This is a genomic window from Burkholderia sp. BE17 (genome assembly GCF_009362305.1).
In the GTDB taxonomy this organism is placed as follows: Bacteria; Pseudomonadota; Gammaproteobacteria; order Burkholderiales; family Burkholderiaceae; genus Burkholderia; species Burkholderia pyrrocinia_C.
This window is the reverse complement of the sequence record NZ_WHNU01000034.1, coordinates 1-26162: the sequence shown is the minus strand read 5'-3', so window position 1 is coordinate 26162 and position 26162 is coordinate 1. Positions and strand designations below refer to the sequence as shown.

28 protein-coding genes are annotated in these 26162 nt (G+C 66.6%); 15 read left to right on the top strand and 13 right to left on the bottom strand.

Annotated features, from left to right (window positions below):
• Window positions 1-5: 5 nt before the first annotated feature.
• Both GD429_RS26495 and GD429_RS26490 read left to right on the top strand, forming a co-directional pair.
• Entirely contained in the window at window positions 6-1010 is a 1005-nt protein-coding gene (locus GD429_RS26495) for an ornithine carbamoyltransferase (RefSeq protein ID WP_321574889.1), read from the top strand.
• 13 nt (window positions 1011-1023) lie between these two features.
• On the top strand, window positions 1024-1956 hold the full coding sequence (locus tag GD429_RS26490; RefSeq protein WP_152861303.1) for a carbamate kinase: 933 nt from the start codon (window positions 1024-1026) through the stop codon (window positions 1954-1956).
• A gap of 130 nt (window positions 1957-2086) precedes the next feature.
• On the opposite strand, the gene GD429_RS26485 is transcribed toward GD429_RS26490, so the two are convergent.
• Window positions 2087-2383 carry a hypothetical protein gene (locus tag GD429_RS26485; RefSeq protein ID WP_152861301.1) on the bottom strand — a complete coding sequence of 99 codons (297 nt, stop codon included), beginning with the start codon at window positions 2381-2383 and terminating at the stop codon, window positions 2087-2089.
• A 293-nt stretch (window positions 2384-2676) separates the two neighbouring features.
• Between GD429_RS26485 and GD429_RS26480 the strand changes: the two genes are divergently transcribed.
• Window positions 2677-2988, top strand: coding sequence for a hypothetical protein (locus GD429_RS26480; protein WP_193727201.1), 312 nt, complete (start codon window positions 2677-2679; stop codon window positions 2986-2988).
• Window positions 2989-3118: 130 nt separating this feature from the next.
• Here GD429_RS26480 and GD429_RS26475 read toward each other — a convergent pair whose 3' ends face one another.
• The 3 genes from GD429_RS26475 to GD429_RS41280 form a co-directional block, all read right to left on the bottom strand.
• Entirely contained in the window at window positions 3119-3493 is a 375-nt protein-coding gene (locus GD429_RS26475; protein ID WP_321574881.1) for a DUF3564 family protein, read from the bottom strand.
• 527 nt (window positions 3494-4020) lie between these two features.
• On the bottom strand, window positions 4021-4668 hold the full coding sequence (locus tag GD429_RS26465) for a response regulator transcription factor (protein ID WP_152861297.1): 648 nt from the start codon (window positions 4666-4668) through the stop codon (window positions 4021-4023).
• Window positions 4669-4685: 17 nt separating this feature from the next.
• Complete coding sequence (locus GD429_RS41280) at window positions 4686-4991, bottom strand: histidine kinase (RefSeq protein ID WP_227791751.1); 306 nt, start codon at window positions 4989-4991, stop codon at window positions 4686-4688.
• 268 nt (window positions 4992-5259) lie between these two features.
• On the opposite strand from GD429_RS41280, the gene GD429_RS26455 reads away from it, so the two are divergent.
• A complete protein-coding gene (locus tag GD429_RS26455; RefSeq protein WP_227791755.1) occupies window positions 5260-5709 on the top strand; it encodes a hypothetical protein in 450 nt (149 codons plus the stop codon).
• A 383-nt stretch (window positions 5710-6092) separates the two neighbouring features.
• On the opposite strand, the gene GD429_RS26450 is transcribed toward GD429_RS26455, so the two are convergent.
• The 4 genes from GD429_RS26450 to GD429_RS26435 form a co-directional block, all read right to left on the bottom strand.
• Complete coding sequence (locus tag GD429_RS26450; RefSeq protein WP_152861292.1) at window positions 6093-8492, bottom strand: phosphoketolase; 2400 nt, start codon at window positions 8490-8492, stop codon at window positions 6093-6095.
• 318 nt (window positions 8493-8810) lie between these two features.
• The gene (locus GD429_RS26445) at window positions 8811-10529 is read right to left on the bottom strand and encodes an AAA family ATPase (protein WP_227791754.1); all 1719 of its coding nucleotides are present in this window, start codon (window positions 10527-10529) and stop codon (window positions 8811-8813) included.
• A gap of 142 nt (window positions 10530-10671) precedes the next feature.
• A complete protein-coding gene (locus GD429_RS26440; RefSeq protein WP_152861288.1) occupies window positions 10672-12012 on the bottom strand; it encodes a nitrate/sulfonate/bicarbonate ABC transporter ATP-binding protein in 1341 nt (446 codons plus the stop codon).
• Between the two features lie 8 nt (window positions 12013-12020).
• Entirely contained in the window at window positions 12021-13754 is a 1734-nt protein-coding gene (locus GD429_RS26435) for an ABC transporter permease (RefSeq protein ID WP_152861286.1), read from the bottom strand.
• A 504-nt stretch (window positions 13755-14258) separates the two neighbouring features.
• Here GD429_RS26435 and GD429_RS26430 point away from each other — a divergent pair.
• From GD429_RS26430 to GD429_RS26415, 4 genes are all read left to right on the top strand, one after another.
• Window positions 14259-15179, top strand: a complete 921-nt coding sequence (locus GD429_RS26430) for a DnaJ C-terminal domain-containing protein (RefSeq protein WP_152861449.1) — start codon at window positions 14259-14261, stop codon at window positions 15177-15179.
• Between the two features lie 6 nt (window positions 15180-15185).
• On the top strand, window positions 15186-15536 hold the full coding sequence (locus GD429_RS26425; RefSeq protein WP_152861284.1) for a chaperone modulator CbpM: 351 nt from the start codon (window positions 15186-15188) through the stop codon (window positions 15534-15536).
• 86 nt (window positions 15537-15622) lie between these two features.
• Entirely contained in the window at window positions 15623-16354 is a 732-nt protein-coding gene (locus tag GD429_RS26420; protein WP_152861282.1) for a Bax inhibitor-1/YccA family protein, read from the top strand.
• A 280-nt stretch (window positions 16355-16634) separates the two neighbouring features.
• Window positions 16635-17372 (top strand): DUF5677 domain-containing protein, encoded by a 738-nt coding sequence (locus GD429_RS26415; RefSeq protein ID WP_152861280.1) that lies wholly within the window; start codon window positions 16635-16637, stop codon window positions 17370-17372.
• Between the two features lie 65 nt (window positions 17373-17437).
• On the opposite strand, the gene GD429_RS26410 is transcribed toward GD429_RS26415, so the two are convergent.
• The 4 genes from GD429_RS26410 to GD429_RS26395 form a co-directional block, all read right to left on the bottom strand.
• Entirely contained in the window at window positions 17438-17710 is a 273-nt protein-coding gene (locus GD429_RS26410) for a hypothetical protein (protein WP_152861278.1), read from the bottom strand.
• Window positions 17711-17841: 131 nt separating this feature from the next.
• The gene (locus GD429_RS26405) at window positions 17842-18150 is read right to left on the bottom strand and encodes an EthD family reductase (protein WP_152861276.1); all 309 of its coding nucleotides are present in this window, start codon (window positions 18148-18150) and stop codon (window positions 17842-17844) included.
• Window positions 18151-18200: 50 nt separating this feature from the next.
• Window positions 18201-19682 (bottom strand): MFS transporter, encoded by a 1482-nt coding sequence (locus GD429_RS26400; protein ID WP_152861274.1) that lies wholly within the window; start codon window positions 19680-19682, stop codon window positions 18201-18203.
• A gap of 49 nt (window positions 19683-19731) precedes the next feature.
• Window positions 19732-20328 (bottom strand): TetR/AcrR family transcriptional regulator, encoded by a 597-nt coding sequence (locus GD429_RS26395; RefSeq protein ID WP_152861272.1) that lies wholly within the window; start codon window positions 20326-20328, stop codon window positions 19732-19734.
• Between the two features lie 413 nt (window positions 20329-20741).
• On the opposite strand from GD429_RS26395, the gene GD429_RS26390 reads away from it, so the two are divergent.
• The 7 genes from GD429_RS26390 to GD429_RS26360 all read left to right on the top strand — a co-directional run bounded on the left by GD429_RS26390 (window position 20742) and on the right by GD429_RS26360 (window position 25762).
• Window positions 20742-22226, top strand: a complete 1485-nt coding sequence (locus GD429_RS26390; RefSeq protein WP_152861270.1) for an HD domain-containing phosphohydrolase — start codon at window positions 20742-20744, stop codon at window positions 22224-22226.
• Window positions 22227-22441: 215 nt separating this feature from the next.
• A complete protein-coding gene (locus tag GD429_RS26385; protein ID WP_152861268.1) occupies window positions 22442-22987 on the top strand; it encodes a thioesterase family protein in 546 nt (181 codons plus the stop codon).
• Between the two features lie 29 nt (window positions 22988-23016).
• Entirely contained in the window at window positions 23017-23280 is a 264-nt protein-coding gene (locus GD429_RS26380) for a hypothetical protein (protein ID WP_152861266.1), read from the top strand.
• Window positions 23281-23326: 46 nt separating this feature from the next.
• Window positions 23327-23509 carry a hypothetical protein gene (locus GD429_RS26375; RefSeq protein WP_152861264.1) on the top strand — a complete coding sequence of 61 codons (183 nt, stop codon included), beginning with the start codon at window positions 23327-23329 and terminating at the stop codon, window positions 23507-23509.
• Between the two features lie 187 nt (window positions 23510-23696).
• The gene (locus tag GD429_RS26370) at window positions 23697-24290 is read left to right on the top strand and encodes a cytochrome b/b6 domain-containing protein (protein WP_152861262.1); all 594 of its coding nucleotides are present in this window, start codon (window positions 23697-23699) and stop codon (window positions 24288-24290) included.
• 2 nt (window positions 24291-24292) lie between these two features.
• Window positions 24293-25084 carry a molybdopterin-dependent oxidoreductase gene (locus tag GD429_RS26365; protein WP_152861260.1) on the top strand — a complete coding sequence of 264 codons (792 nt, stop codon included), beginning with the start codon at window positions 24293-24295 and terminating at the stop codon, window positions 25082-25084.
• A 63-nt stretch (window positions 25085-25147) separates the two neighbouring features.
• Entirely contained in the window at window positions 25148-25762 is a 615-nt protein-coding gene (locus tag GD429_RS26360) for a hypothetical protein (RefSeq protein ID WP_152861258.1), read from the top strand.
• Between the two features lie 47 nt (window positions 25763-25809).
• Here GD429_RS26360 and GD429_RS41670 read toward each other — a convergent pair whose 3' ends face one another.
• Window positions 25810-25935, bottom strand: coding sequence for a hypothetical protein (locus GD429_RS41670; RefSeq protein WP_265334692.1), 126 nt, complete (start codon window positions 25933-25935; stop codon window positions 25810-25812).
• Between the last annotated feature and the right edge of the window lie 227 nt (window positions 25936-26162).

Genomic DNA, 26162 nt, shown 5'->3' with positions numbered 1-26162 from the left:
ATCTCATCATGTTCAACGTACACAACCGCAGCTACCTGACGCTGATCGACCACACGCCGCGCCAGATCCGCTATCTCCTCGACCTGTCCCGCGACCTGAAGCGGGCGAAATATGCGGGAACCGAGCAGCCGCGCCTGACCGGCAAGAACATCGCGCTGATCTTCGAGAAGACCTCCACGCGCACGCGCTGCGCGTTCGAGGTTGCCGCGCACGACCAGGGCGCGCACGTCACCTATATCGACCCGACCGGCTCGCAGATCGGCCACAAGGAATCGATGAAGGATACGGCGCGCGTGCTGGGCCGCATGTACGATGCGATCGAGTATCGCGGCTTCGGCCAGGCCATCGTCGAGGAACTCGCGCAGTATGCGGGCGTGCCGGTCTACAACGGGCTGACCGACGAATTCCATCCGACCCAGATGCTGGCCGACGTGCTGACCATGCACGAACACAGCGACAAGCCGCTGCACGAGATCGCGTATTGCTACATCGGCGACGCGCACAACAATACCGGCAATTCGCTGATGATCGTCGGCGCGAAGCTCGGCATGGACGTGCGCCTGTGCGCGCCGCGGCATCTGTGGCCGCATGACGAGCTGATCGCGCAATGCCGCGAGATCGCCGCGAAAACCGGCGCCCGGCTCACGCTGACCGAGCAGCCCGCGGAAGCCGTGAAGGGCGCGGACTTCATTTACACGGACGTGTGGGTGTCGATGGGCGAGCCCGAGGATGCCTGGGTCGAACGCATCCGCACGCTGCTGCCGTACCAGGTGAACGCCGCGCTCCTGGCGGCAGCCGGCAACCCGCGCGTGAAGTTCATGCATTGCCTGCCGGCGTTTCACGACGCTCATACGGTAGTGGGCAAGCAGCTCGCGGATCGCTTCGGCTTGACCGACGGCGTGGAGGTGACCGACGAGGTATTCGAGTCGGACGCGTCCATCGTCTTCGAGCAGGCCGAGAACCGGCTGCATACGATCAAGGCCGTGCTGGTCGCGACGCTGGCGAGCTAGGGGAGGGGAACCGATGCGTATCGTGGTCGCCCTGGGTGGCAACGCGCTGCTGCGACGCGGCGAGGCGATGACCGCCGCCGCGCAGCAGGAAAACGTGAGACTGGCTGCCGCCCAGCTCGCCGGCATCGCGCATGGCAACGAACTCGTGATCGTGCATGGCAACGGCCCGCAGGTCGGCATGCTCGCGGCATTGTCCGGGCAGGCGCCGGTTGCCGAACGTTTCCCGCTCGACGTGCTCGACGCCGAGACCGAAGGCATGATCGGTTACCTGATCGAACTCGAATTGCGCAACCGGCTGTCTGCATCGCGCCCCTGCGCGACGCTGCTGACGATGGTCGAGGTCAGCGCGTCCGATGCCGCCTTCGACCGGCCCGACAAGCCGGTCGGCCCGGTGCTGACGCAGACGGCTGCGACCGAAGCGGCGCGTTCGAACGGGTGGACGATCGTCGCCGACGGCAGCGGTTATCGTCGTGCCGTGCCGAGCCCTCGGCCGCTGCGTTTTCTGGAGATCGAACCGGTGCGCGCGCTGCTCGCGATCCGGACTATCGTGATCTGTGCGGGTGGAGGCGGCATTCCCGTCGTGAAAGCGAACGACGGTCGGCACCGGGGAATCGAGGCGGTGATCGACAAGGACCGCAGTGCGGCGCTCCTCGCGCGCGAACTCGACGCAGACCTGTTCGTGATCGCAACCGACGTGGCGGGCGTTTTCCTCGACTGGGGCACGCCCGACGCACGCATGGTCCGGCGCACGTCGCCGGAAGCGCTCGCGGCGCTGCAGTTCGCGGCGGGATCCATGGGGCCCAAGGTCGAGGCAGTCTGCGACTTTGCACGGACAACCGGGCGACGCGCGGTGATCGGCGCGCTCTCGGATATCGCGCGGCTTGTCGACGACACGGCGGGCACCTCGGTCCTGGCCAGCCAGGCCAGCATGCTCGTGGAGCGATGAGGCCACGCGCGACGCCGGTTGCCAACGTGCTCAGCCGAGCATTGCCGATGACGGAGTGACGAACCGGCGCTCCAATTCCGTCTGGCGCGTATCGAGAAGACCTGACGCCCGGAACCGACTTCGAGCCGAATCACAATCGCGGCGCGATCGTCGTCACAAAGGTCGCGATCAGCGCACTGTTCGGCACGCCGTCGGGCCAGCCGCAGGTGCGCTGCCATGTCGACAGGATCCTGATCAGCCGGCTGCGGGCCCCGCATCCGGCGCAGGCGCGCCTGCCGGTGCGCGGCTCCCCGGTCGAAGCCGACCTGACGTTCGTGCGGGTCCAACCCTGCATGTCGCCGAAGATGCAGTGGTCCGCCCCGCGCACCGAGCGGGCCGGCGTGCGCTTGAGCGCCCCGGCCTCGCCTGGCGCCGCCGGACCGAGCAATTGCGACGTCGCGGTTCCTGCGGCACTCCGGCCTGTCCGGTTTCACGGTGAAAGCGTGCGATCCGTTGCTTGACCACGGTCGACGCGAGCCGTCGGTTCGTTGCGCGACCGGCGCCGGTTGTCGGGCAGCGTGCGGTGATGTTCGTCGGTTGACGCACATCAACGAGGCAGCGCCGCCGCCATGGAAGATGGACCTACGAGTACGAAATCGAGTATTGCGCGCGCACCACACTGATGAACCGGCTCTCGCCATCAATCGGCGCAATCAACAGGAGCGGAACATGGGAATCTGGATGCAAATCGCTTACTTCGGCTTCGCCGGGTCGACTCAGTTGGAGGCGGAAGCGAGCATCCACCTGATGAGCCTCGAGCAGTTCAGCACGCACCTGGCCGGCTGCCATCTCGCGATCGAGGCCATGGACGCGTCGACTCGCCAGCCGAGGTACGACGTACGACTCGATCTGATCATGCGCAACGGGGAATTCCGTCCCGTTCCGCATATGACGGGCGCGGATCCGATGGACGCGCTGGAGCGGGCATTCGACCTTGCCGAGCGGCAACTCGCCACGACCGCGGGCACTGGAACCCACGAGAATCGTCGCTGACACGTCCCGCGCATCGGACGCGCTTCGCGATGGCCCGATGCACCGGCCCGCGGCGGTTTGCGGCGATTCGCCAGGCGTGTGTTGATCCGCCGCGTCGACGGAGCCGGCGCAGTCGGCAGCCTTGGTCCGACTAACTTTCCTCGTCGCCCGTGAATACCTCGTGTTCCGGCGTCTCCGCCGTATCGTCGACCCACTGCACCCGCCAGGTGCCTGTCACCGGCGCCTGCATGGCGTCGCGCAGCCAGCGTGCGCAGCCGGCCTGGCCTTCGAACGGCCCGGACGTTGCATCGAGATCGAGATCGTCGAGCCAGCAGAGGGTGCCGGCGTTGTCGGGCCCCGTCATCAGGGTGGCGCCGCCTTCGCGGACGAGTGCCCCCCAAGCGGGCAGGTCCATTCCGGCATGACCTTCGCGCGACCAGCGTCGCGTGGCCGTGTCGATCCAGAGAATGGCATAGGCCGTAGGGTTGTCGCAGGCGAAAGTATCGAGATGCAGGGTGATCCGCACAATGGGCTCCGAATCGATGAAGGAGGGCGGTCGCCGTCACCGGCGGTCGCGGCTTTTACTGGCTCATGACCCGGCGAATCAGCGTCTGCGCGTCCTCGGAGGACAGCGGGCCGCCGTGCTCGGCGGGCGGCGGCATCGCGGCGTCGCCCCGGTGCGCACGGCCGCCCGGTCTCGGCGTGTCATTGGAGCGGTAGTCGTCGCGCGCGTGTCCGGCAAGTAGTCCGGCTCAGTCTATGCGTGGCCCCGAGCCGGCGCTTGATGCAGGTCAAATGCGGGAACGCGCTCGCCGACCGGTTCTTCGCGATCTGGCGCGCGCGCCGGACTGGAATCGGCTGGGATGGAAAGTCAGGCAGGGTTTGAAGAACGGCCGCCGGGGGGAGGATGCCGACTGATCGGCTGGGATGGAAAGCCAGGCAAGTTTTGAGAACGGCCGCCGGGAAAGAATGCCGACTACGGCTGCGGCCGGCGAAAACCCTCGCGGGCGGCGCTCGGGTGCGCCGGCAGGCGCAAGCGCCAGCCGCCGGCTGTCAGATGTCGTCCTGGTCGTCGAACAGCTTGTGCTGAATCGCATAGCGCACGAGCGCCGCATCGTGCGGCATCTGCATCTTGTCGAGGATCCGTGCCTTGTAGGTGCTCACGGTCTTCGTGCTCACGCTTAGGGCCTGAGCGATCTCGGTAATCGTCTCGCCGGCGGCGATCCGCCGGAACACGTCGAACTCGCGGTCGGACAGGCGCTGATGCGGCAGCGAATCGGCGGGCTCGTTGAGGCTCTGCGCGAACTGCTCGGCCATCGCGAGGCTCACGTAGACGCCGCCCGACGCCACCTTGGCAACGGCGCCGACCAGCTCGGCGCTGGCGCTTTCCTTGGTCAGGTACCCCGAGGCGCCGGCGCGGAACGCGCGCGCCGCATATTGCTGTTCAGCGTGCATCGTCAGCACCAGCACGCGCAGCGCGGGCTTCTCGTCCTTGATCTGCTTGATCAGCTCGATACCGTTGCGGCCTGGCATCGACAGATCCAGCACCAGTACATGCGCTTCGGTCGAGCGGACGAGCGCGACGGTCGTGACGCTGTCCCACGCCTCGCCCGCGACCTCGAAGCCGCTGGCGCTCCGCAGGATGTGCCGCAGGCCGTCGCGCACGAGCGCATGATCGTCCGCGATGAGTACCTTGATCATGGCAGCGTGGCTCCTTGTTACGCCGCCTGAAGCGGCAACGCGCCCGCGTTCGTGAAACGGCCGGGTGCTTGCGCAACCGTCGACACGTCCATCGTGAGCGCCGTGAGTTGCTGGCCGAGATCGTCGTGCAGCTCTCGGGCAATCCGGGGGTTTTCCTGATCGCGAACGCTCCGCGGGTTCGCGGACGGATCACGCAGCGCCTCGCGTGATTGCTTCCGTGCGTGTTCGCTGCGCACGCGCCCGGCGACGTCGTGCTGCGTCACAGTGTACAGCCTGCGCGCGCCGTCGACCGCTCGGGCAAGCGCCGCGTCGATCGCGGCCATCGCCGCTATGCCGGACACGCCGCGCCGCGCGCTGCCTGCGACGCCCTCCGGCAGCGCCCCGCGGTGCGCTTGACATGTGTCAAGCGCACCGGTCGGCGGGGCAATACAGTCGAAACCAGGGCGCGTGCTGGTGGCGCGCGCAACCGCTCGTGGCGCGACTGCCCCGGGCCGGATCATTCAATCGAGGTCGAACGGGGCCGCGCGGCGTGTCCGGGCGCGCAACCCGCGACCGGACGGGGCGTGGGCGATGAAACAGGGATGGTTGGCGATGGGCGTGCTGTTGACGTTGGGCGCATGCGCCAGCGACGAGCGAATGGCCACGTTCAGGCAAAGCGAAACGCAGCTGCTAACGTTGCGGCAGGCGGCGTCGTTACCATGCGCGACGCAAGCGGCATGCGATCGTGCCTGGCAACTCACCCGACGCTATATCGAGAACCGTTCGTCCACCCCCGTCACCCGGTTCGACGCGGATGCGATCGAAACGGCTCAATCTCACGCGGCAGGCGATGTGTACCTCTGGGCGTCGCGCGCGGCATCGAGCGGAGGAGGCTGGGTGATCCGCATCAAGGCGATGTGCAAGGGCATGTACAGCAGCGACGGCGGCCCCGGCTGGCGATACGACGCGTGCGCGGCGCAGATCCGCGAGATCGAGAGCGGCTTCCGGTCGTTCGCCGACCCGAAGTCCGACCCGAAAGGGGCACGCATCCCGCCCGGATAGCACGGCCGGGCACGACATGCACCGGCCGCTGTCCGGCCGTCATCGCATCGATAAGTCCGACCCGAAGTCCGATTCGAAAGGGGCGCGCATCCCGCTCGGATAGCACGGCCGGGCACGACATGCACCGGCCGCTGTCCGGCCGTCATCGCATCGATTAGTCCTACCCGAAGTCCGACCCGAAAGGGGCGCGCATCCCGCCCGGATAGCGCGGCCGGGCCACGACATGTGCAGGCGGCTGTCCGGCCGTCATCGCATCGATACGCGCCGATGCCGGCCGGCGGGCGATTCGTCCGTGCACGCGTCGGCGGGGTAACGACGGGGCGCGCGGCCGCGGTTCGCGGTCGGCCCCGGGCCGTGGCCGCCTCCCGGCGGATACGCGCGGCTCACGGCATCGGGTTCCGGCTTCCCGGCGTCGCGGGCCAGCGCCAGTCGCGGATTTCCGGCAGGTCGTCGCCGTACCGGCCCACATGGCGGCGATGCTCGACCAGCCTGTCGCGCAGGTACTTCCTGAAAAGCGCGCCCGACTGCACGTGTTCGCCCGCATGATCGAGCACGGCCTCGCACAGATGGAACCGGTCGACCCGGTTGAGGACCGTCATGTCGAACGGCGTCGTGGTCGTTCCTTCCTCGATGAAACCGTGCACGTGGAAATTCGCGTGATTCGTGCGGCGATAGGTCAGCCGGTGAATCAGGGTGGGGTAGCTGTGATGCGCGAATATCACCGGCCGGTCGGTCGTGAACATCGCGTCGAAATCCGCGTCGCTCAGCCCGTGCGGATGAACGTCGGCGGGCTCCAGCGTCATCAGGTCGACGACGTTGACGACCCGGACGCGCAACGCCGGCAGATGGGTGCGCAGCAGGTCGACGGCCGCGAGCGTCTCGAGCGTCGGCACGTCGCCCGCGCAGGCCATCACGACATCCGGCTCGCCGTCGCTGCTCGCCCACTCCCAGATGCCCGCGCCGGTGCTGCAATGCCGGATCGCGGCATCCAGGTCGAGCCATTGCGGCGCCGGCTGCTTGCCGGCGACGATCACGTTGATCCGGTTCCAGGTGCGCAGCGCGTGATCCGTGACGACCAGCAGCGTGTTCGCGTCGGGCGGCAGATAGACGCGCACCGTGTCGGCCTTCTTGTTGACCGCGAAATCGATGAAGCCCGGGTCCTGGTGGCTGAAGCCGTTGTGGTCCTGCCGCCAGACGTGCGATGTCAGCAGGTAGTTGAGCGACGGCAGCGGCCGCCGCCAGCGGATCTCCCGGCAGGCCTTCAACCATTTCGCATGCTGGTTGAACATCGAATCGACGATATGAATGAACGCCTCGTAGCACGACATCAGCCCGTGTCGGCCTGTGAGCAGATAACCTTCGAGCCAGCCCTGGCAGGTGTGCTCGCTGAGCATCTCCATGACCCGGCCGTCGGGCGCGAGCTGGACGTCGTCCGGATCGGTCTCGGCCATCCAGGTGCGCGCGGTGACGTCGAACAGCGCCGACAAGCGGTTGGATTCCGTTTCGTCCGGGCCGAACACGCGAAACGTCCGGTCGGCCAGATTCGCGGACATCACGTCGCGCAGGAAGCCGCCCATCACGCGCGTGGCCTGCGCGTCGACCTGCCCGGGCGCGGGCACCGCCACCGCGTGGCGGGTGAAATCCGGCATCCGCAACTCGCGCGCTTCGCCGCCGCCGTTCGCCACCGGATTCGCGCTGATCCTGCGCGATCCGGCCGGCGACAGCGACCGGATCGCCTCGCACGGACGCCCGTCCGCGTCGAACAGTTCGTCGGGGCGATAGCTGCTCAGCCAGGCTTCCAGCAATTGCAGGTGTCCCGGTTGTTTCAGGTCGGCGATCGGCACCTGATGCGAACGGAAGTGCCCCTCCGTTTTCAGGCCGTCGACGCGCTTCGGGCCGGTCCAGCCCTTGGGCGTGCGCAGCACGATCATCGGCCAGCGAGGGCGGTCGAGCTCGCGTCCGCCGCGCGCCCGGTTCTGGATGCCGCGAATGTCGTCCAGCGCGTCGTCGAGCGCGGCCGCCATGCGCTGGTGCATGGCCATCGGCTCGTCGCCCGAGACGAACAGCGGCCGATAGCCATAACCGGTCAGCAGGCTCTCCAGTTCGTCCTGTCCGATGCGGCTCAGGATCGACGGACTGGCGATCTTGTAGCCGTTCAAATGCAGGATGGGCAGCACCGCGCCGTCCGATGCCGGGTTGAGGAACTTGTTCGAATGCCAGGCGGTGGCGAGCGGCCCGGTTTCCGCCTCGCCGTCGCCCACGACGCAGGCGACGATCAGCCCGGGATGATCGAACGCCGCGCCGAACGCATGCGACAGCGAGTAGCCCAGTTCGCCGCCTTCGTGAATGGAGCCCGGCGTCTGCGGCGCGACGTGGCTCGGTACGCCGCCGGGGAAGCTGAACTGGCGGAACAGCGCCGCCATGCCCTCGGCGTTTTGCGGCACGTTCGGATAGGTGTCGCTGTACGCCCCTTCGAGCCATGCGTTGGCAAGCACGCCGGGGCCGCCGTGGCCCGGCCCGGCGATGAACAGCATGTCCAGGTCGCGTGCGTTGATCACCCGGTTCAGATGCGCGTAGATGAAGTTCAGCCCCGGCGTCGTGCCCCAGTGACCGAGCAGACGAGGCTTGACGTGCGCGATCTGCAGGGGCTCGCGAAGGAGCGGATTGTCGAGCAGATAGATCTGCCCGACCGACAGATAGTTGGCGGCCCGCCACCACGCGTTCATGCGATGCAGCAGTGCGTCGGAAAGCGGGGCGGGGGAGGCCAGGTCGGCTTGGGTCATGCAACGCTCCTGAAGGCGGCCGTGCCGCATGGAAGACAGCACGATTCGCGGCGAATCGATCAGCGTCCACCGTACGGTGAGTCGCGGCGCGGCGCTTGATCGTCATCAAGCCGGTTCAACGGCCGGCAGGCGAATTCGTCATACGGCTTGCCGATCTTGCCGATCTTGCCGATCTGGCAGGGCCCACGCCGGACATGTCCGCCGCTGCCCGACCGCGGCCGGCGGCGGGATCGTCGGTAACGCGGATAGCGGCTCCGCAACGTGGAAAACGATGCGCGCCGCCTTCGGCGCACGTAGCACAGTTGCGCAGTTCTCGAATCAACCGGGAAAGGCCGGCGTCCCTGGAAACGAACCGACGCGCGGGCGCTTCGTCGCGTCTGCGGCGGCGCGCACCCGCGCCGCGTGCAACGCGGCCAGCAGCGGCCGCCAGTATCCCGCCGACCGGAACCGATCGATCGGCACCTCCGTGTCGAAGGAAAGCGAGATCGCCGCTTCGTCCGGCGTCAACGGCTCGGCGTCGCGCCACTGCGCGTCCAGCACCGCCGGCCCCGCATCGGACACGTCGTTTCCGGCCAGCCAGCGCCGCTTGACGCGTTCCGCCATGCAGGCCCGACCGGCGCGGAAATCGAGGATGAACACGGGTACGCCAAGCGCCTCGGCAAGCGCGATGAAGCGCGCCCGGCGGGCGTGGGCCAGGAAGGTGGCGTCGACGATCGTCGGGTAGCCGGCCCGCAGCGTGGTGTCCGAGATCGCGCGCAGCCGATCGTATTGGGCGTCGATCGCGTGCGCCGCATAGGCGCCGTCGGACAATGCGCCGCGCTCGACGGGAGCGAGCGGATGCGTGCGTTTGCGCTCGCTGTCGCTCGACACGCGGACCGCGCCGATCAGGTCGGCCAGCGCGCGGCTTGCGACGGATTTGCCGGAGCCGGACGCGCCGTGGCACAGCAGCAGATACGGCGGCGGCCGGTTTGCGACGCGCGCGGCGAGCGCGATGTAACGTCCGGCCGCGCGCAGGTCGTCGTGTTGCGCCGGTGTGCGCCGTGCGCCGCCCGAACCGGCGCGCAGCACGGCCACCTGCGCGCGCACCAGCGCGCGATAGCCGACGTACAGCGGCAGCGCCGCGAGGCCGGCGAAATCGCCGGTCGCCTCCAGCCAGCGATTGAGCAGGCGACGGGCGAGATCGGCGCGGCCGTGCGCGCACAGATCCATCGCCAGGAATGCCAGGTCGTTGACGACGTCGATCCAGCGGAGTGCGTCGCTGAATTCGATGCAGTCGAACATCAGCACGTCGGTGCCCCGGCGGACCAGATTGCCGAGGTGCAGGTCGCCATGGCAGGCGCGCACGAAGCCGTCCGCGCGGCGCGCGTCGAGATGACGGGCGAGTGCCGTGCAGCTGTGTCGGTAGCTGTCCCTCAGCGCGGCCGGCAGGGCCATGGGCCCGGCCGCGAGCGGCGCGAGCACGGCGTCGAGTTGCGCGTGCAGCAAGGCCGCGCTGCCGAACGCGGCGGACGGCACGCCCTTGCTGGCGCGTGCATGAAAGCTCGCGAGCCGGTCCGCGGCGCGGTCGATATCCGCGTTCGTGAGCGCCCCCGCCGCAAGCAGGCGGGAAAACAGCGCGGCCTGGTCGAAACGGCGCATCTTCACCAGATAATCGATGGCCGCCACCGCACGCGTATCGCAGCGGGCAAGCCGGCAACCGCGCCGCGTGCGTTCGAGCGGCATGACGGCCAGATAGAGTTCGCGCGCCAGCGGCCGGTTCAGGACCAGCTCGGCGGCACAGCTGCGGCGCCGCGCGGCGAGGGATCTGAAGTCGGCAAAGCCCAGGTCGAGCGGCTTGAGCCGCTTGTAGGCGAAACGTCCGGCCAGGTAGACCACCGACAGATGCGTCTCGATTCGTTCGATCCGGCCGGCGGGGTGCGGGTAGGCGGACGCGCGCCGCAGCGCCATGTCGATCCGCCGCGCGTGACGGCGGGCGGCCCGCAACTGGTTCTGCTTTCGCACCGGGCCCAAACGGCGGGGGATCACGGCAAGCGACATGATTTCGCTGGGATCCGACAATGAATCGCGCATGGCGGGCGTCCGGCCGCCGGATGCGGATGCCGCCCCGGTCCGGACGCGCCGCCGTGTCCGTGCGAGTCCGCGGACGGGCGCGCCGGCGCGGTTCCGGCGGGTTTCGCGCCTAGTCATCGCCGGCTCCGAACATGCGGGTCGCATCGTCGTAGGTGTAGAGCCCCGACGCGCGGCCCCAGTCGATGACGGTTCGCAGCGTATCCGTGGCGTCCTGCCGGTTCAGGTGATCTTCCAGTTCGAGCTCGAAACGCTCGCGCGGCGCCCGGTGCCCGTCACGCTCGTCGAGGATTGCCCGGATGTGGCTGGCAAGCGGGACGAAATGCTCGAGATGCTCGCGCAACAGCCGCTTGCGGTCGGCCGCATGTCCCTGCGCATAGACGCGGCCGGCGGCGGTCAGCCGTATCGCTCCGTCGTGCAGTTCCGCGAACGCCAGCAGATGCAGCGCGGCGGCGGCGGGCAGCAGTTCGTTCACCTTGAGCAGCGGCCCGGCGATCTTCGACAGTTCGGTGTAGCCGTTGGTCGAGCCGGCGGCGAGCGTCTCGATGAAGCCGTCGATGCGGTGGCTCGACACCATCGGCAGCCGCTGCGTGAAATCGGGCAGCCCCTTGCGCTGCGCATCGAGCGATTCGACGAGCCGCGCGGTCAGGATCGCGTAGATTTCGTTGGCGAGCGCCTGGAACTGGCTGTCGAGACGCTGGCGCGGATGCGGCAGCGGAATCTCGAGTTCGGCGACGATCTGGCCGGGATGCGCGCCCAGCACGAGCACGCGGTCGCACATCTGCACCGCTTCCTCGATGTTGTGCGTGACGAGCAATACCGCCTTGGTCGGCAACTGCCGCGCGGCCCAGAGATCCAGGAAATCCAGACGCAGCGTGTCGGCGGTCAGTACGTCGAGCGCCGAGAACGGCTCGTCCATCAACAGCAGCGCCGGTTCGCCGACCAGCGCGCGCGCAAACCCGACGCGCTGCCGCATGCCGCCCGAGAGTTCGCGTGGAAATGCGGATTCGAAGCCGTCGAGACCGATCAGCTCGATGACCGACAACGCGCGCCGGCGAACGACGTCGCGCGGCAAGCCGCTCGCGTCCAGTCCCAGCTCGACGTTGTCCAGCACGGTCAGCCACGGGTAGAGCGCGAACGTCTGGAACACGACCCCGATCCCTTCCGCGGGGCCCGCGAGCGGCGCGCCGCGATAAAGGACCTGGCCGGACGAGGGCTTGATGAGGCCGCCCGCGATGCGCAGCAGCGTGGATTTGCCGGACCCCGACCGCCCCAGCAAGCCAAGAATCTCGCCCTCGCGCAGCGTCAGGTCGACGCCGGCCAGTACCGGCAGCGGTGCACCCGAGGGCTTGGCGAACGACATGCAGATATCGTGCAGTTCGATCACGGGCGGCGCTTCGCGAATTGCCGGCGCGGCGTCGGGCTGGATGGAAGCAGGGGTAAGCTCGGACATGGGCGGATTCAATCCAGTCGGGCGCGGCGTTCCGCATACACATAGAGCGGACGCCACAGCAGGCGGTTGGTGGCGATCACCAGGATCGACATCATCGTGATGCCGAGCGCGATGCGCAGGTAGTCGCCCGCAACGGTCATGCGTGCGATATAGGCGCCGAGCCCGCCTCCATCGAGCGTGGTCGGCCCCCAGCTGACCGCTTCGGACACGATGCTGGCGTTCCACGCGCCACCCGATGCCGTGATCGCACCCGTGACGTAATAGGGAAAGATGCCGGGGAGCACCACCTTGCGCCACCACGCATGCGGCCGCAGGCGCAGGCTCGCGGCGGCTTCCCGCAGATCGTTCGGCAGCGCGGTCGTGCCCGCGATCACGTTGAACAGGATGTACCACTGCGTGCCCAGGATCATGAGCGGGCTCAACCAGATCTTCGGCGCGAGGCCGAAGCGCACGATCAGGAACACCGCCATCGGAAACAGCAGGTTGGCGGGAAATGCCGCGAGAAACTGCGCAATCGGCTGCACGCGCTCCGTCATCCTTGGCCGCAGTCCGATCAGCACCCCGAGCGGCACCCAGACGATCGACGCGATCGCGATCAGCACGACGACCCGCGCCAAGGTCAGCAGGCCGTCGTGCGCGACGACGGCGACATCGCTCCACACCAGGCGCGGCACGGCGACGCGCAGCAGGACCGAGACCAGCCAAGCGAGGCCGGCGGCGCACGAGGCCAGCCAGATCGCGTCGCCCGCGCGCCGGGACAACGGCAGACGCGGCGCGAGCGCATGCCGCGGCAACGCGAGGCGCGCGTGCGCGGCCCGCTGCAGGATCGAGCCGAGCGGCGCGCTGGCCCGCCGAATCAGGCTGGAGCGCCGCAGCAGATCGAGCACCCAGCTGTGCGGCGCGCTTCGGCCGGCCGTCTGCTCGAAGCGGAACTTGTCGGCCCAGGCGACCATCGGCCGAAACAGCAACTGGTCGTAGAGCAGGATGGCGACGGTCATCGCGAGAATCGCATAGCCGACCGCGCGGAGATCGCGCTGCTCGATCGCCCGCGCGACATACGAGCCGACGCCCGGCAGCGCGATCTGCAGGTTGCCGACCGAAATCGCTTCGGAGGCAACCACGAAGAACCAGCCGCCCGACATCGACATCATCGTGTTCCAGATCAGGCCGGGCATCGCGAACGGCACTTCGAGCCGCCAGAATCGTTGCCATGCCGACAGCCGCAGGCCGCGGCTCGCTTCGTCCAGATCGTGCGGCACCATCCGCAGCGACTGGTAGAAACTGAAAGCCATGTTCCATGCCTGGCTCGTGAAGATCGCGAAAATCGCCGCCAGTTCGGCGCCGAGCAGATTGCCGGGAAACAGCGACACGAAAAACACCACCGTAAACGACAGGTAACCGAGAATCGGCACCGATTGCAGGACGTCGAGCAGCGGAATCAGCACCATTTCCGCGCGGCGGCTCTTCGCCGCGAGCGTCGCATAGGTGAAGGTGAAACACAGCGACGCGAACAGCGCGGCCAGCATGCGCATCACCGTGCGCAGCGTGTATCCCGGCAGTGCATCGGGCGCGAGCGTGACGCTCGCGTGCTGCGCGATCGCGAGAGGGCCGACCATCTGCCGCGCGCCAGCGCCGACGAGCACCACCAGGCCGAGCACCAGCAGCACGGCAAGCGGGTCGCGCCAGTCGGGCGCGCGCGGGTGCCAGTGTCCGCCGTGCAGGATGTCCGCATGGTGCTCCAAAGTGGCTCCCTCCGTTCGGTTTCGTCACATCGTCGGCCACGCTGGCCGGCGGGCCGTTGACATGGGTCAAGCATGGCCTGGGCCGCTCGGGACGGCCGACGGCGCGGGGGGCCGGATCGGGTTCATGCGAGTGGATCAGGTATCGCCCCGGCAGGCGCGATCCGGCCGGTTGCACGCGCAGGCGCCCGGGTCATGCGCCGCTGCGGCGAATCCGCCCGGTCCGGGACCGGGTGCCCCCGGGCACCCGGCACCCGGCACCCGGGAAGCTTCGTCCACGCGCGCCGCGGGTCCGTCGCGACATCGGCGGGCGCGTTGAGATGGATCAATCCCCGTTGCAGGATCGCTGAATACGCTGCGAAGGAGGGTGCGTGAACGCGCGCGGACGGCGCGTTCGCACCGTCGTGCCGCGCCATGCCGGAATTCGCGGCACGGAGCGCCGCCTCGGCCAGGCTGCAGCGACGCATGCGCCGACCGGTCCATCGCTCTTACCGCCAGATCTTCCTCATGGAATACAAAGACTATTACGAAGTGCTGGGCCTGGCGCGCGACGCGACTCAGGACGACATCAAGCGGGCGTATCGCAAGCTCGCGCGCAAATATCACCCCGACATCAGCAAGCATCAGGATGCCGAAGCGAATTTCAAGGAAGTCGGGCAGGCCTACGAGGTGTTGAAGGACCCCGAGAAGCGGGCGGCCTACGACAGACTCGGCGCCGGCTGGCATGGCGGCGACGCATTTCGCCCGGAGCCGAACTGGGACGAAGGGTTCGAATTCAGCGGTGCCGGTGCGCCGCCCGACTTCGACGACTATCTGGCGTCGATCTTCGCCGCCGGGCGCGCCAGGCAGGATCGGCCGCTCAACGCCGGGCGCGATCACCATGCGAAGCTCGTCATCGATCTGGAAGACGCGTATCGCGGCGCGCAGCGCGTCATTTCGCTGAGCGTGCCGGGCGTCGACCCACAGGGTCACGTGCGGCTGCAACCGCGGACGCTGAATGTCGCCATCCCGAAAGGCATCCGGGCCGGACAGTTCATCCGGTTGGCGGGACAGGGCGGTGCAGCGCATGGCGGCGGCGCGCCCGGCGACCTGTATCTCGAGATCGTGTTTCGCGACCATCCGCGGTTTCAGGTGGACGACCGGGATGTGACGGTCGATCTCCCGGTCGCGCCGTGGGAAGCCGCACTCGGCGCAACGGTCACGACGCCGACGCCCGACGGCGAGGTCGCGGTGACCGTGCCCGGGAATTCGCCATCCGGAAGACGGCTGCGATTGAAAGGCAAGGGGATTCCCGGCGATCCGCCCGGCAACCTGTACGTGAAGCTGAATATCGTGCTGCCGCCCGCCGACAGCGAGCGGAGCAAGGCCGCCTACGACACCATGCGCCAGTCGTTCGATTTCGACCCGCGCGCGCATTTTTACGGGTGATGCATCATGAAAGAATCCGAAACCGCTTGTCTGCAAGGACAGGTCATCGACGAGTGTGTCGAACTGACGTTCGTCGAGCTGTGCCGGATGAGCGGCGCGTCCGAGGAGGAAGTGACGCTGTGGGTCGCGGAGGGCGCGCTCGATCCGATCGGCGCCGGTCCGCGAGAGTGGCGTTTCAGCGGCGCGGTGCTGCGCCGCGTCGCGATCGCGCAGCGCCTGTCCCGAGACCTGATGATCAACCCGCCCGGCATCGCGCTCGCGCTCGATCTGCTCGACGAGATCGATGCGCTGCGCGCTCGTACCCGGGCTGCCCCGGCCACGCATCGGGAATCGGGGCCGCCCGCGGGCCCCGCCTGATTCGACTGCCCGACGGGCGAGATTGATCACGGGGGCGGCCATGACGAAGCGCGGCCGCCACGATTGCGATCCGAGGAGACTTGATCATGGGAAACGACCTTCGCAAGGCAGCACGAGCGGAAGAATCGCAGCGCGTATGGGAGGGCGGCGAGGGCAGTGACGACGTCGGCCTTCGGCAGTATGTGCGGCGCGTCTACAACTATATGGCCGGAGGCCTGGCGCTGACGGGCGCCATTGCCTACATCGGCGCGTCGACGGGGTTTTACCGCTCGATCGCCGGAACGCCCCTTTTCTGGGTCGTGCTGCTCGCACCGCTGGCGCTGGTCATGTTCCTGAGCTTCCGCATCGAGCACATCAGTTTCGGCGCGGCGCAGATCAGTTTCTGGGCCTACGCAGCGCTGGTCGGGCTCTCCCTTTCCGGCATCTTCCTCGTGTATACGGGCGAGAGCATTGCGCGCGTATTCTTCATCAGCGCGGCCACCTTCGGCGCAACGAGCCTCTATGGCTACTCGACACGGGCCGATCTCTCGCGCTTCGGCTCCTTTCTGTTCATGGGGCTGATCGGCATCATCATCGCGGGGGTCGTGAATCTCTTCCTGGCTTCCTCGGCGCTGCAGTTCGTCGTTTCAGTGATCGGCGTGCTCGTGTTCACGGGGCTCACCGCATACGACACGCAACGCATCAAGCGCCTTTACATAGCCGGCGAGGAGGGCGAGATCGTCGGCAAAAAGGCGATCCTGGGGGCGCTTGCGCTCTATCTCGACTTTCTCAACCTCTTCCTGATGCTGATGCGGCTCCTCGGCAATCGCCGCAGCTAGGTGAACGGTTGCGGATCGGGACCGGGAGCGCCGCGGCAAAGCTGATCGGGACCCACGGAGGTTCTAGGCAAGAGGCGACCGCTACGGATGACGGATTGCGCCACAAGTTTTCACGAGTGTCGCTGATCGGAAACCATCTTGCGCTGATCGCCCACGACTTCCCGTCATTGCGGGAATACATCTTCGCGACCTGGCCAGCCGTCCGGGACTATGGAATCGATCATTAGATGTAAGACGTCAATTTGTTTTCGACCAACCGTAGAACGAGGACGCCACCTACATGATTCTCAACCGTGCCGCAATAGCCGCGAAAGGTTTCCTCTCTCCCGAAATCGACTCAGCCCGCTTGCAGTTGCGCTCCGAACTGGCCACACTCTTCGCAGATGCTGAGGCGGTTTCTGATCGCATCACCGCGTCCTTGTTTGCGGCCGACGTCTCGCACTATGGCGAACATGAGATCTCGGCGCTTTCTTTTTGGTTGAGGTGCCTCGGCGTATGTCAAGGCGGACTCCTACTCGCGGAGCGCGGCATGGCCGCCGAGGGTCTCACTCTGTTGCGGAGCGGCTTCGAGTTCCTCTTCTTCGGGGCTGCGTCGCTTGCAGACCCCAGCGTCTTCAAAAGCCTCACAAACGGCCATGATTTCGAGCGTCGCAAGCAGGCGCGTGAAATGATTCGAGAAGGTCGCGATGGAGGGCACCTGACCGAAGAGCAGATCGCATTGCTGGGCGGAGTTGAGGATGACGTCGACAACCCGAAGGCTGGGCTAAGCGCGTTTGACGCCGCAAAGATCGCAGGGCTGGGCTTCCTCTATGCCTCGGCTTATCGAGGACTCTCAATGATGGCCTCACACGCAACAATGGCCGGCGCCGATAGCGTGCTTGAAGGACAACCTGACGGGAGCGTCAAGGCAGTCTTCGGGCCATCGATGCGCAAAGTCGAGATCACGATCGGGCTGATCGCTCGTTGCCTCAAGATAGGCGAAGAACATTTCACGCCTCTCCTTGTCAGGCACACCTGATCCGCTATGCGTTATCCGCAGAAGCAGGCAGCTTGTCAACTCAAAAACGCGACATCTGTATATGGCTAGAGATCTGGCGCAGGCGCGTCGGCGTCCGCCCATCGGTCACCCAGCGCCGCGATCGCGAAGTAGACGGCACCCATCGCTTCGCAGGAAAGCAGCGCGCCGGCCAGTGCCGTTCGCGTGCCGGCCGAGATCGTTCGCCATGACGTGCCGGCGTCCCGCCGGCGCCCCACAGCGATGCCGATCCGAAGCAACCCCGACAGTACGGCGAATACGCCGAACGCCCGGGGAAGGCCGCTCGCCAACGCAACGATGAAGAGTTGACGTTCCGACATCGCGGTCGTTCTCCCGGTTCGGTCACTCGCGTGACGGTTGCCTATCCTGGCATCCGGTCGTTCGCGGGGGCCATCGGACAAATAACCGATGGAGCCGGCCAGAACTGAGGCATGGCGGCGCGCGACCGTCGTTACTGCGCGTACGAGACGACATCCGTGATGCGCCGATCGGGCGCGATATCGGTGAACGCGTCGATGTCGGCCATGACGTCCGCCGCCTCCGCTGATGCGAACGCGGCGTCCAGCGCGGCCCGGTCCGCGAAGCGGCACATCGCCACGACGATCAGCTCGCTGTCTTCTCGCGCGGGGAAGAAAGCATCGACATATTCGAGCCCGTACCGTTTCCAGGATTTTTCCACCAGCGGAATGTGTTGCTCGACGTAGTAACGGGAATCGAACCGCGTGCCCGCGGCTCGGCGATAGGAAACGACGAAATACATGAGGACCCTCCAGGTCGGACTGACGCAACGGTGAGTGTCGAGACGGGCGACTACGGCCGATTGCGTTCAGGGCCGAAGCCCGGCCGGGCGGCCGCCCGCACCGAGGTCGGCGCGGCGGGTGCGCGTGCGAGCGAGATGCCCAGCGCGGCGCCGGCGGCGAGGAACAACGAAATCGAGAGAAGCGCGACGATGAACGCGTGCGCGATGGCGGCCGGATCCTGGCGCGTGCCGAGGACCGTATAGAAAATTCCGCCGATGATCGCGACGCTGAGCGACGTGCTGACCTGCAGCGTCGAACTGGCGATGCCGGCGATCATGCCGGAAAGCGCCGGTGCGACGCGCCCGGTCACCATGCGCATCAGCGTGGGCAGCGCGAGCCCCTGTCCGAAACCGATGACGAACAGCGCGGCGGCGAGCGGGACGGACGCGAGCGGCATCCCGATCGGCGTGGCATCGATCAACCACGCGAGGCCGACGAGCCCGACGACCTCCAGCCCCATGCCGAACGGATTGACGTAAGCGCCGATGAGACGTGTGCAGAAAGGCGTCGACAACGGGCCGAGCAGGAACCCCACGCCGAACGGCAAGAACACGAGGCCCGCGCTCAGCGCGTCGACGTGCAACGCATTTTGCAGATACACCGAAAACAGCAGGAAAAACGCACCGATCGCGTACAGCAGCAGCGCGATCAGCAACGCCCGTCCCAGCCCTGGCGCGCGCAGCGCGGCCGGATCGAGCAGCGGTGCGCCGCCGCGGCTGCCCAGCCGGCGCTCGTAGCGCCAGAAGAACGCGGCGAGGGTCGGCACCGCGAGCAGCGACACCCATGCCCAGACGGGCCAGCCTGCTTCGCGTCCCTCGATCAGCGGCACGATCAGCGCGCCCAGCGTCAGCATCGACAGCGCGGTGCCGCCGAGGTCGAGCTTGCGCGCATGCTGCGCGCGCGTTTCCTTCAACAGCGGAATCCCGAACAGCACGACCAGAATCGCCAGCGGCAGATTGACGAGGAAGATCGTGCGCCAACCCAGGTTCAACAGGTTCAGTGAGATCAGGATCCCGCCCAGTGCCTGCCCGACCACGGCGGCGAGGCCGAACACCGCGCCATACAAGCTGAGCGCGAGCGGCTTCTCCGCTTCCGGGAAGATTGCCTGGATCGAGGCGAGCGCCTGCGGCGCCATGATCGCGGCCGTCACGCCCTGCAACGCGCGACCGACGATGAGTGTCCACGGCGAGCTAGCGAGGCCGCACAGCATCGAGGCCGTCGCAAATCCGATCAACCCGAGAAAGAACATGCGGCCGCGGCCGAACAGGTCGCCCAACCGCCCGCCGGTGATCAGCGTCACCGCGTACAGTCCGGCATACGACGAAATGACGAGTTGCTCGGCCGACGACGAGGCGCCCAGCTCCGCGCGGATCGACGGCAGCGCGACATTGATGATGAAGAAGTCCAGCGGCGGCAGGAACGCGCCGACGAGCAGGACCGAAAACATCGCCCAGCGACGCGGGTCGGGCAAGACGGGATCATTTTGTGACATCGACGGCTCTCCATACGGAACCAATCGGTTCCAAATTGGGTAAAAAAATTCAGTCGAAGAGGTGCATCGTGCGGTCGACCAGCGCGAGCATGTCGCGCTCGGGTACGCCGGTTTTCCCCAGCACGCGCATGCCTTCGACCTGGCAGACGAGCAAACGCGCCAGCACCTGTTCGTCCTGCTCGGCGATCTCGCCGCTCGCCTGGCCGCGGACGATCGCGCCCGCATAGAGCTGCTGCAGGCGCCGGAACATGCGCCCCGTGCGCTCCGCGATATCCGCGTCGCGCGCGGCCAGTTCGGTGGTCATCGCGATCGCGAGGCACCCCCGCCGACCCGCCTCGCCGACGGACAGGTGCGCATAGCGCAGCAGCGAGTCGCGAATCGCATCCTTCACGGGGCCGGGTTGCGACAGGATGTCCGCGGTCGCCTTGAGCCCGTCGGCCATGTACAGGTCGAGCGCCGCCAGCAGCAGCGCCTTCTTGTCGCCGAATGCCTTGTAGAGACTACCGCGCGACAAGCCGGTGCCGGCCATCAGGTCGGGCAGGGACGCGCCTTCATAGCCGTGGTCCCAGAAAACGTCCATCGCGTCGCGCGCGGCATCGCCAAGTTCGAATTCGCGGGGGCGGCCCACGCCAGCCGGATTTGCCATCGGTCAGTGTCGCAAACGATGCGGTGCTTGAAAGTGGAATTCATTATATGGACCGATCGGTTCCGATGTCAATGTGCATGTAACGGCAGGGCGCGGCGACGGCCGTCCTTCGCGGATGGCCCGGATACGCCCGATCCGTCGAGCCCGCCCTGGCACAGGAGAAGGAGCGGTCGCACATGAACTCGTGCGCTCGCATATGGCGGCCGCTGCGTTGCCCGTATGCATGGCGGGCCGGACGATGCCGCGTCATCCGTCGGACCTCGCGGAACTCGATGGCATTGCGTGCCGGTCGACACCGGCAGGGCGCCTGCGCGCGTGGACGCTGCGCACCGTCGCGGGTGACGAAGCGCCGCGTACATCGCATCGTAGGCCTCGCGTATGATCTGCGGTGACCTCCACGATTTTCCGTGTCCATGCCCACGTTCGACGTCGATGCAAACCAGAACACGCTGCGGGTGTTCGATTCGGTAAGAGCGCTCGCGTTCGTCGGCGACCTCAGCATGGGACAGCCGACCGACCATTCATTGCGCACCGGATGGCTGGCGGCACGACTCGCGCGCGCGGCCGGGCTTGATTCGCAGGCTTGCGATACGGTGCGCGAGGTGGCGCTGCTGCGCTGGTCGGGCTGCACCGCGAACGCGGCGGGCTTCGCCGAAGTGTTCGGCGACGACATCGCGATCAGGCTGGCGATGCTCGAGGGACGATCCGACTGGGCCGCGCCGCTGGAGGCGCTGGGTGGCGCAGCGTCCGTCATGCTGCCGCTCGCGCAGACTCACTGCGAGGTATCGGGAGAGATTGCGAGCATGTCGGGCCTGTCCAGCATGACGGCAACGTCGCTCCGTCACATCTTCGAAACATGGGATGGCGCGGGGTTTCCCGCGAACATGGCTCGCGACGCGGTGCCGATGCCCGTGTTTGTCGTCGCGCTGGCGGGCGATCTGGAGGTTTTCGATCGTACCTATGGCATCGAGCGGGCGCTCGAGCTCATCGAGCAGCGTTCCGACAGTCGATATCCGGCCCATCTCGTCGGAACGGCCGTCAGAAACGCAAACGGCTGGCTGGAGGAGGTCGGGCGCGCGACGCTCGACGATTTCGACGCCGCACTGATCACGCCCGACATGCAACGGACGACCTCGGCCGAACTGATCGCCGATGTGATCGATCTCAAGTTGCCTTGGATGACGGGCTTTTCGCGTGCGGTCGCGACGACTGCGGCAGCATGCTGCAAGCGGCTTGCACTCGATCGAACCGCGCAGGCGCGCGTCTACCAGGCTGCGTTGATTCACGGTATAGGCCGTGCCGCCGTCCCCAACGAGGTGTGGAATCAGCGCGAGACGCTGGCGGCCAGTGCATGGGAAAAGATTCGGCTGGTGCCGTACTGGACGGCGCGCGCCGGCAGGCAAACCGGGGCCCTCGCCGAGGCCGCCGAGCTCGCTTCCCACGCTTACGAGCGGCAGGACGGATCGGGATACTTCCGCGGGGCAGCCGGACGCGCGTTGACGCTCGAGGCGCGTGTGCTGGCAGCCTCGGTAACGTGGGTGGCGCTGCGTTCGCCACGGCCCTGGCGCGACGCGCTGCCGGCCGAAGCCGCCAGGCAGATATTGCGCGAAGAGGTCGAGCGCGGCAGGTTAAGCGACGAAGCGGTCGACGCGATCGTGGAGCCGGCGCCTGCGGGCGGACGGTTCGCGAAACGCGCTACGCAGGGGGCACGGCTGTCGGCGCGGGAGATGGACGTGCTGCGCGTGATCTCGCGCGGCGCGAGCAACAAGGAGGCCGCGCGCGAGCTCGCGATGAGCCCGAGCACCGTGCGCACCCACGTCGAGAGCATGTTTCGCAAGCTCGATTGCTCGACTCGCGCGGCAGCCACACTCAAGGCGTCGGCGATGGGGCTGCTGTAGCGATAAAGCCTTGCCCGTTCGCAACGTATCGTGATTCGGCGATGTCGCCGTCGCGCGAGCGGGCCGCCAGCGCCGGCCAGTCACTCGAACCTCGGTCACTCGACCGATACGCACGGCATGGGTCGTCGCGTAACCTGGGGCGCTTCGATTGCTTCCCGTTCGGTATGGATGCCGTGACGCGCGCGCTGCGACGGCACCGTCAAAACCCGCCATTCATGAATCTACTGTTGCGTTTGTGCCTAACGTTCCTGCTGAGCCGGCGACGTCAGCGACTGCATGTCCTCGACACCTGCGTCACGCCGTTCCGCGTGTGGCCCAACGACCTCGATGTGCTGCGCCACATGACCAATGGCCGCTACTTCGCCATTCTCGATCTGGGGCGGGTCGATCTGTTGCTGCGCTCGCGCGTCTGGCAACGCGTCAATGCGCAAAGGTGGTATCCCGTTGTCACGCTCGAGACGATACGATTTCATCGATCGCTGCAGCTGTGGGAGCGCTACGACGTCACGACGCATGTGATCGGTTGGGACGAAAAACATGTGTTTCTGGAGCAGGGGTTCAGCCGTGGCGGGACCAAGGTCGCGCTCGGCGTCGTGCGAACCCGGTTCCTGAAGCGCGGCGGCGGCACAGTGCCGACCAACGAACTACTGGCGTGGATCGGCGTGACCCAGCCATCGCCCGATCTGCCCGAATGGGTCGTGCAATGGAGCCGGGCCGAGGGCGGGATGGCGGTGCGTGCGGAATCTGTCCTGCAGACTTGACGCACCGCGATGCGTAGCCGGGCGCGGACATGCTGTCAGCGGTCGCCATGGTCTGCGTCCGCGCCGGCAGTATGGCGGTCGGCGTGGCCGACGACATGGACGACATGATCGTCCTGGGGGCAGGGCAGCTCGGCCGCGGCGCGGTGCATGCGCTCGGCAGCTGGGACACGAAGGTGACGGCCACTACCCCCAAAGACGTGGGCAAGCTGACTAGCCGGATCCTGCTCATGGAACCCCGAAGCGTCAACAAACTCGTCCATGTGCCGGCGATACCCTTTCCTATGCGCGCCTAGCCGAGCTCGTCGAGCGGCTCACCGGCTGCGTCTTCGTGAAGACGGCATGGAGTCTCGACAAACTGAACGCCGACCTGGCCGCCGCCCCGACGACGTGATGGCGCGCTATCGGGTCGCTTTCGGGCGCGGTGACGGCATGTGGCGGGATAAATCCGCCACCTTCAATGCGCGCGAAGGGCTGGGCGTGCTCGACGTCGAAGCGTACCTGCGGCTGGCCGGCCCGCGCTGACGCGTCGCTCGGCGGCCTACCGCCATTGTTCCGGCCGGCCGCCTATACATCCGCTCGACAGGAGTCCGACCGGGGTCGGTCGTTCGACCGATACCGGTGCGTCGCGGCAATTGCGATCCTTCTCGTCACGCCCATGTCACCACGGCATGGCGCGTGCACCATCCGCAAGGTTACGAGGAAGTTCGCTTTGAAACGCTCGACGATTCATCCGCTGTGGGTTCGTCTTTTCCACTGGCTCAATGCCGCCGCAGTCATCGCCCTGTGCCTGAGCGGCTGGCAGGTCTACAACGCATCGCCGATTTTCAGGACGGTTACGTTTCCACCTTCCATCACGCTTGGCGGCTGGCTGGGCGGTGCGCTCCTCTGGCACTTCGCGGCGATGTGGATCCTAGTCGGCAACCTGTTCGCCTATCTCGTGCTCGGCATTGCAACAGGGCGGTTGCGCAGGAAGCTGCTGCCGCTTGGCATGCGGGCGGTCCTTTCCGACCTTGCCGCCGCGCTGCGCCGAAAGCTGGGCCACGACGATCCGGCGCAGTACAACGCCGTGCAGAAGTTCGCGTATCTCGGCGCGCTCGTCGATATCGTGCTGCTCGTGCTGTCGGGGCTCACCATCTGGAAACCGGTGCAGTTCCCGGTCCTGCGGACATTGATGGGCGGATTCGACAACGCGCGCATCGTTCATTTCATCGCCATGAGCGTGCTCGTCGGTTTTCTTGCCGTTCACATCGTGATGGTCGCGCTCGTTCCGCGCTCACTGCTTACGATGATTCGAGGGCGTTGATCATGCATAAGCCAAGACGTTCCCCCCACGCCGATCGCGTCTCGCAGCTCGATTCGCATGCGATCGTCAAGGATGCGCGCAACGCACTCCAGTCTACGCACCGCCGCCTGTTCGGCAAGCGGATCCTCACGCTTGGCGGACTGATGCTGCTTTCCGGCTGCGAGCTGACCGACGACCAGTCGGTCAACACGATGCTGCGCCGCGTGTCGTCGTTCAACGACGACGTGCAGGCGTTGCTTTTCGATCCGCGCAAGCTTGCGCCGACCTATCCGGAGTCGATGATCGCGCGGCCCTTTCCGTTCAATGCGTACTACGACATCGACCAGGTGCCGGACGTGGATGCGGCGAGATATCGCCTCCAGCTCGGCGGGCTGGTCAAAGGCAAGCGTGCGTGGACGCTCGACGAGCTCCGTGCGCTGCCGCAGGAAAGCCAGGTCACGCGACATATCTGCATCGAAGGGTGGAGCGCGATCGGGAAGTGGGGCGGCGTGCGATTTTCGGACTTCCTGTTGCGCGCCGGCGCCGACACCACCGCGAAGTACGTCGCGCTGCATTGCGCAGACAACTACTGGACGAGCATCGACATGCCGACTGCGCTCCATCCGCAAACGCTGCTGACGCTCACCTATGACGGCAGCGTCTTGCCGGCGAAGTACGGCTTCCCGATGAAGCTGCGCATGCCGACCAAGCTCGGATACAAGAATCCCAAACATATCGTCGCCATTACGGTGACCAACGCATTCCCGGGTGGTTATTGGGAAAACCAGGGATACAACTGGTTTGGCGGTTCCTGAGCCCTTGGCCCTGGATACCGCGCCGGTGACATTCTCGATCGCAACCTCTTCAAAGGAGCATTCATGTCCATTCGACTCAAACTCGTCGCTTCCGTCGTCGCGGCTACGCTGGCCGGCAGCGCGCTCGCGCAATCCGCCGCGGGCAAGCCCGAGCGCATTCGCGGCGACATCGTCTCGTTTTCCGGCAACAGCCTGAAGGTACACCGCCGCAGCGGCGATACCGTGCTCATCAATATCGCATCGTCGGCCAACGTGAACGCGGTGAAAGCGATTCAGCTTTCCGATATCAAACCCGGTTCCTATGTCGGCGCGGCGGCCATGCCGGGCGAGAACGGCAAGTTGATCGCGAAGGAAGTGCTCGTGTTCCCCGAAGCCGCTCGCGGCATGGGTGAAGGCCACTATGCATGGGATCTCGCCGCGAACAGCACGATGACGAACGCCAACGTCGATACCGTCGTTCAGGGCACGAGCGGGCGTGACCTCAAGCTGTCGTACAAGGGCGGCAGTAACACGATCAACGTACCGTCCGACGCACCGGTCGTGACGCTCATCCCGGCGACGCGCGCCGATTTGTCGACGGGCAGGAAGATCTTCGTCGTGGCCACGCCGGGCAAGGACGGGGCATACGACGGACGCCAGATCGTGGTCGAGAAGGATGGCGTCGCACCTCCGATGTAAGCCGGCCGCCCGGCGGGCGACACGTCGTTCGCCGGCGTGCAACCAGATCAATTCGCGTTCGCGTGTAAATGACTGGCCGGCCACGGCGTGAGCTTGCCGTCCGCGACGTCCTGGATGACCTTAAACCTGTCCAGCTCGCGCATCGTCATGGTGATCGTCCCAGTCGCGTTCATCGCCGGCGCTCCCAAGGGTGCAGACGATCAACCTACAGGCCAAAACACGACATTTTTATTTAGCGGAAACGCGACATCTGAACTTGGGACCTACAAAACTTGTCGTAGCCATTTCAAGATGTCGTGGCGCCAGCTAAATAGAAATGTCCGGTTTTGAGGTTGGGGTTAGGGTTGGTTTTGCTGCCTGTTTGTCCTGGTTTATTCGTTACGCCGTGTCGAAGGCGGGC

Excerpts from the sequence above, each read along its gene's own strand:
- GD429_RS26490 (WP_152861303.1), top strand. The coding sequence starts at position 1,024 with ATGCGTATCGTGGTCGCCCTGGGTGGCAACGCGCTGCTGCGACGCGGC.
- GD429_RS26480 (WP_193727201.1), top strand. The coding sequence starts at position 2,677 with ATGCAAATCGCTTACTTCGGCTTCGCCGGGTCGACTCAGTTGGAGGCG.
- GD429_RS26465 (WP_152861297.1), bottom strand. The coding sequence starts at position 4,668 with ATGATCAAGGTACTCATCGCGGACGATCATGCGCTCGTGCGCGACGGC.
- GD429_RS41280 (WP_227791751.1), bottom strand. The coding sequence starts at position 4,991 with ATGGCCGCGATCGACGCGGCGCTTGCCCGAGCGGTCGACGGCGCGCGC.
- GD429_RS26455 (WP_227791755.1), top strand. The coding sequence starts at position 5,260 with ATGGGCGTGCTGTTGACGTTGGGCGCATGCGCCAGCGACGAGCGAATG.
- GD429_RS26450 (WP_152861292.1), bottom strand. The coding sequence starts at position 8,492 with ATGACCCAAGCCGACCTGGCCTCCCCCGCCCCGCTTTCCGACGCACTG.
- GD429_RS26445 (WP_227791754.1), bottom strand. The coding sequence starts at position 10,529 with ATGTCGCTTGCCGTGATCCCCCGCCGTTTGGGCCCGGTGCGAAAGCAG.
- GD429_RS26440 (WP_152861288.1), bottom strand. The coding sequence starts at position 12,012 with ATGTCCGAGCTTACCCCTGCTTCCATCCAGCCCGACGCCGCGCCGGCA.
- GD429_RS26430 (WP_152861449.1), top strand. The coding sequence starts at position 14,259 with ATGGAATACAAAGACTATTACGAAGTGCTGGGCCTGGCGCGCGACGCG.
- GD429_RS26425 (WP_152861284.1), top strand. The coding sequence starts at position 15,186 with ATGAAAGAATCCGAAACCGCTTGTCTGCAAGGACAGGTCATCGACGAG.
- GD429_RS26420 (WP_152861282.1), top strand. The coding sequence starts at position 15,623 with ATGGGAAACGACCTTCGCAAGGCAGCACGAGCGGAAGAATCGCAGCGC.
- GD429_RS26415 (WP_152861280.1), top strand. The coding sequence starts at position 16,635 with ATGATTCTCAACCGTGCCGCAATAGCCGCGAAAGGTTTCCTCTCTCCC.
- GD429_RS26410 (WP_152861278.1), bottom strand. The coding sequence starts at position 17,710 with ATGTCGGAACGTCAACTCTTCATCGTTGCGTTGGCGAGCGGCCTTCCC.
- GD429_RS26405 (WP_152861276.1), bottom strand. The coding sequence starts at position 18,150 with ATGTATTTCGTCGTTTCCTATCGCCGAGCCGCGGGCACGCGGTTCGAT.
- GD429_RS26400 (WP_152861274.1), bottom strand. The coding sequence starts at position 19,682 with ATGTCACAAAATGATCCCGTCTTGCCCGACCCGCGTCGCTGGGCGATG.
- GD429_RS26395 (WP_152861272.1), bottom strand. The coding sequence starts at position 20,328 with ATGGCAAATCCGGCTGGCGTGGGCCGCCCCCGCGAATTCGAACTTGGC.
- GD429_RS26390 (WP_152861270.1), top strand. The coding sequence starts at position 20,742 with ATGCCCACGTTCGACGTCGATGCAAACCAGAACACGCTGCGGGTGTTC.
- GD429_RS26385 (WP_152861268.1), top strand. The coding sequence starts at position 22,442 with ATGAATCTACTGTTGCGTTTGTGCCTAACGTTCCTGCTGAGCCGGCGA.
- GD429_RS26380 (WP_152861266.1), top strand. The coding sequence starts at position 23,017 with ATGCTGTCAGCGGTCGCCATGGTCTGCGTCCGCGCCGGCAGTATGGCG.
- GD429_RS26375 (WP_152861264.1), top strand. The coding sequence starts at position 23,327 with ATGGAGTCTCGACAAACTGAACGCCGACCTGGCCGCCGCCCCGACGAC.
- GD429_RS26365 (WP_152861260.1), top strand. The coding sequence starts at position 24,293 with ATGCATAAGCCAAGACGTTCCCCCCACGCCGATCGCGTCTCGCAGCTC.
- GD429_RS26360 (WP_152861258.1), top strand. The coding sequence starts at position 25,148 with ATGTCCATTCGACTCAAACTCGTCGCTTCCGTCGTCGCGGCTACGCTG.
- GD429_RS41670 (WP_265334692.1), bottom strand. The coding sequence starts at position 25,935 with ATGAACGCGACTGGGACGATCACCATGACGATGCGCGAGCTGGACAGG.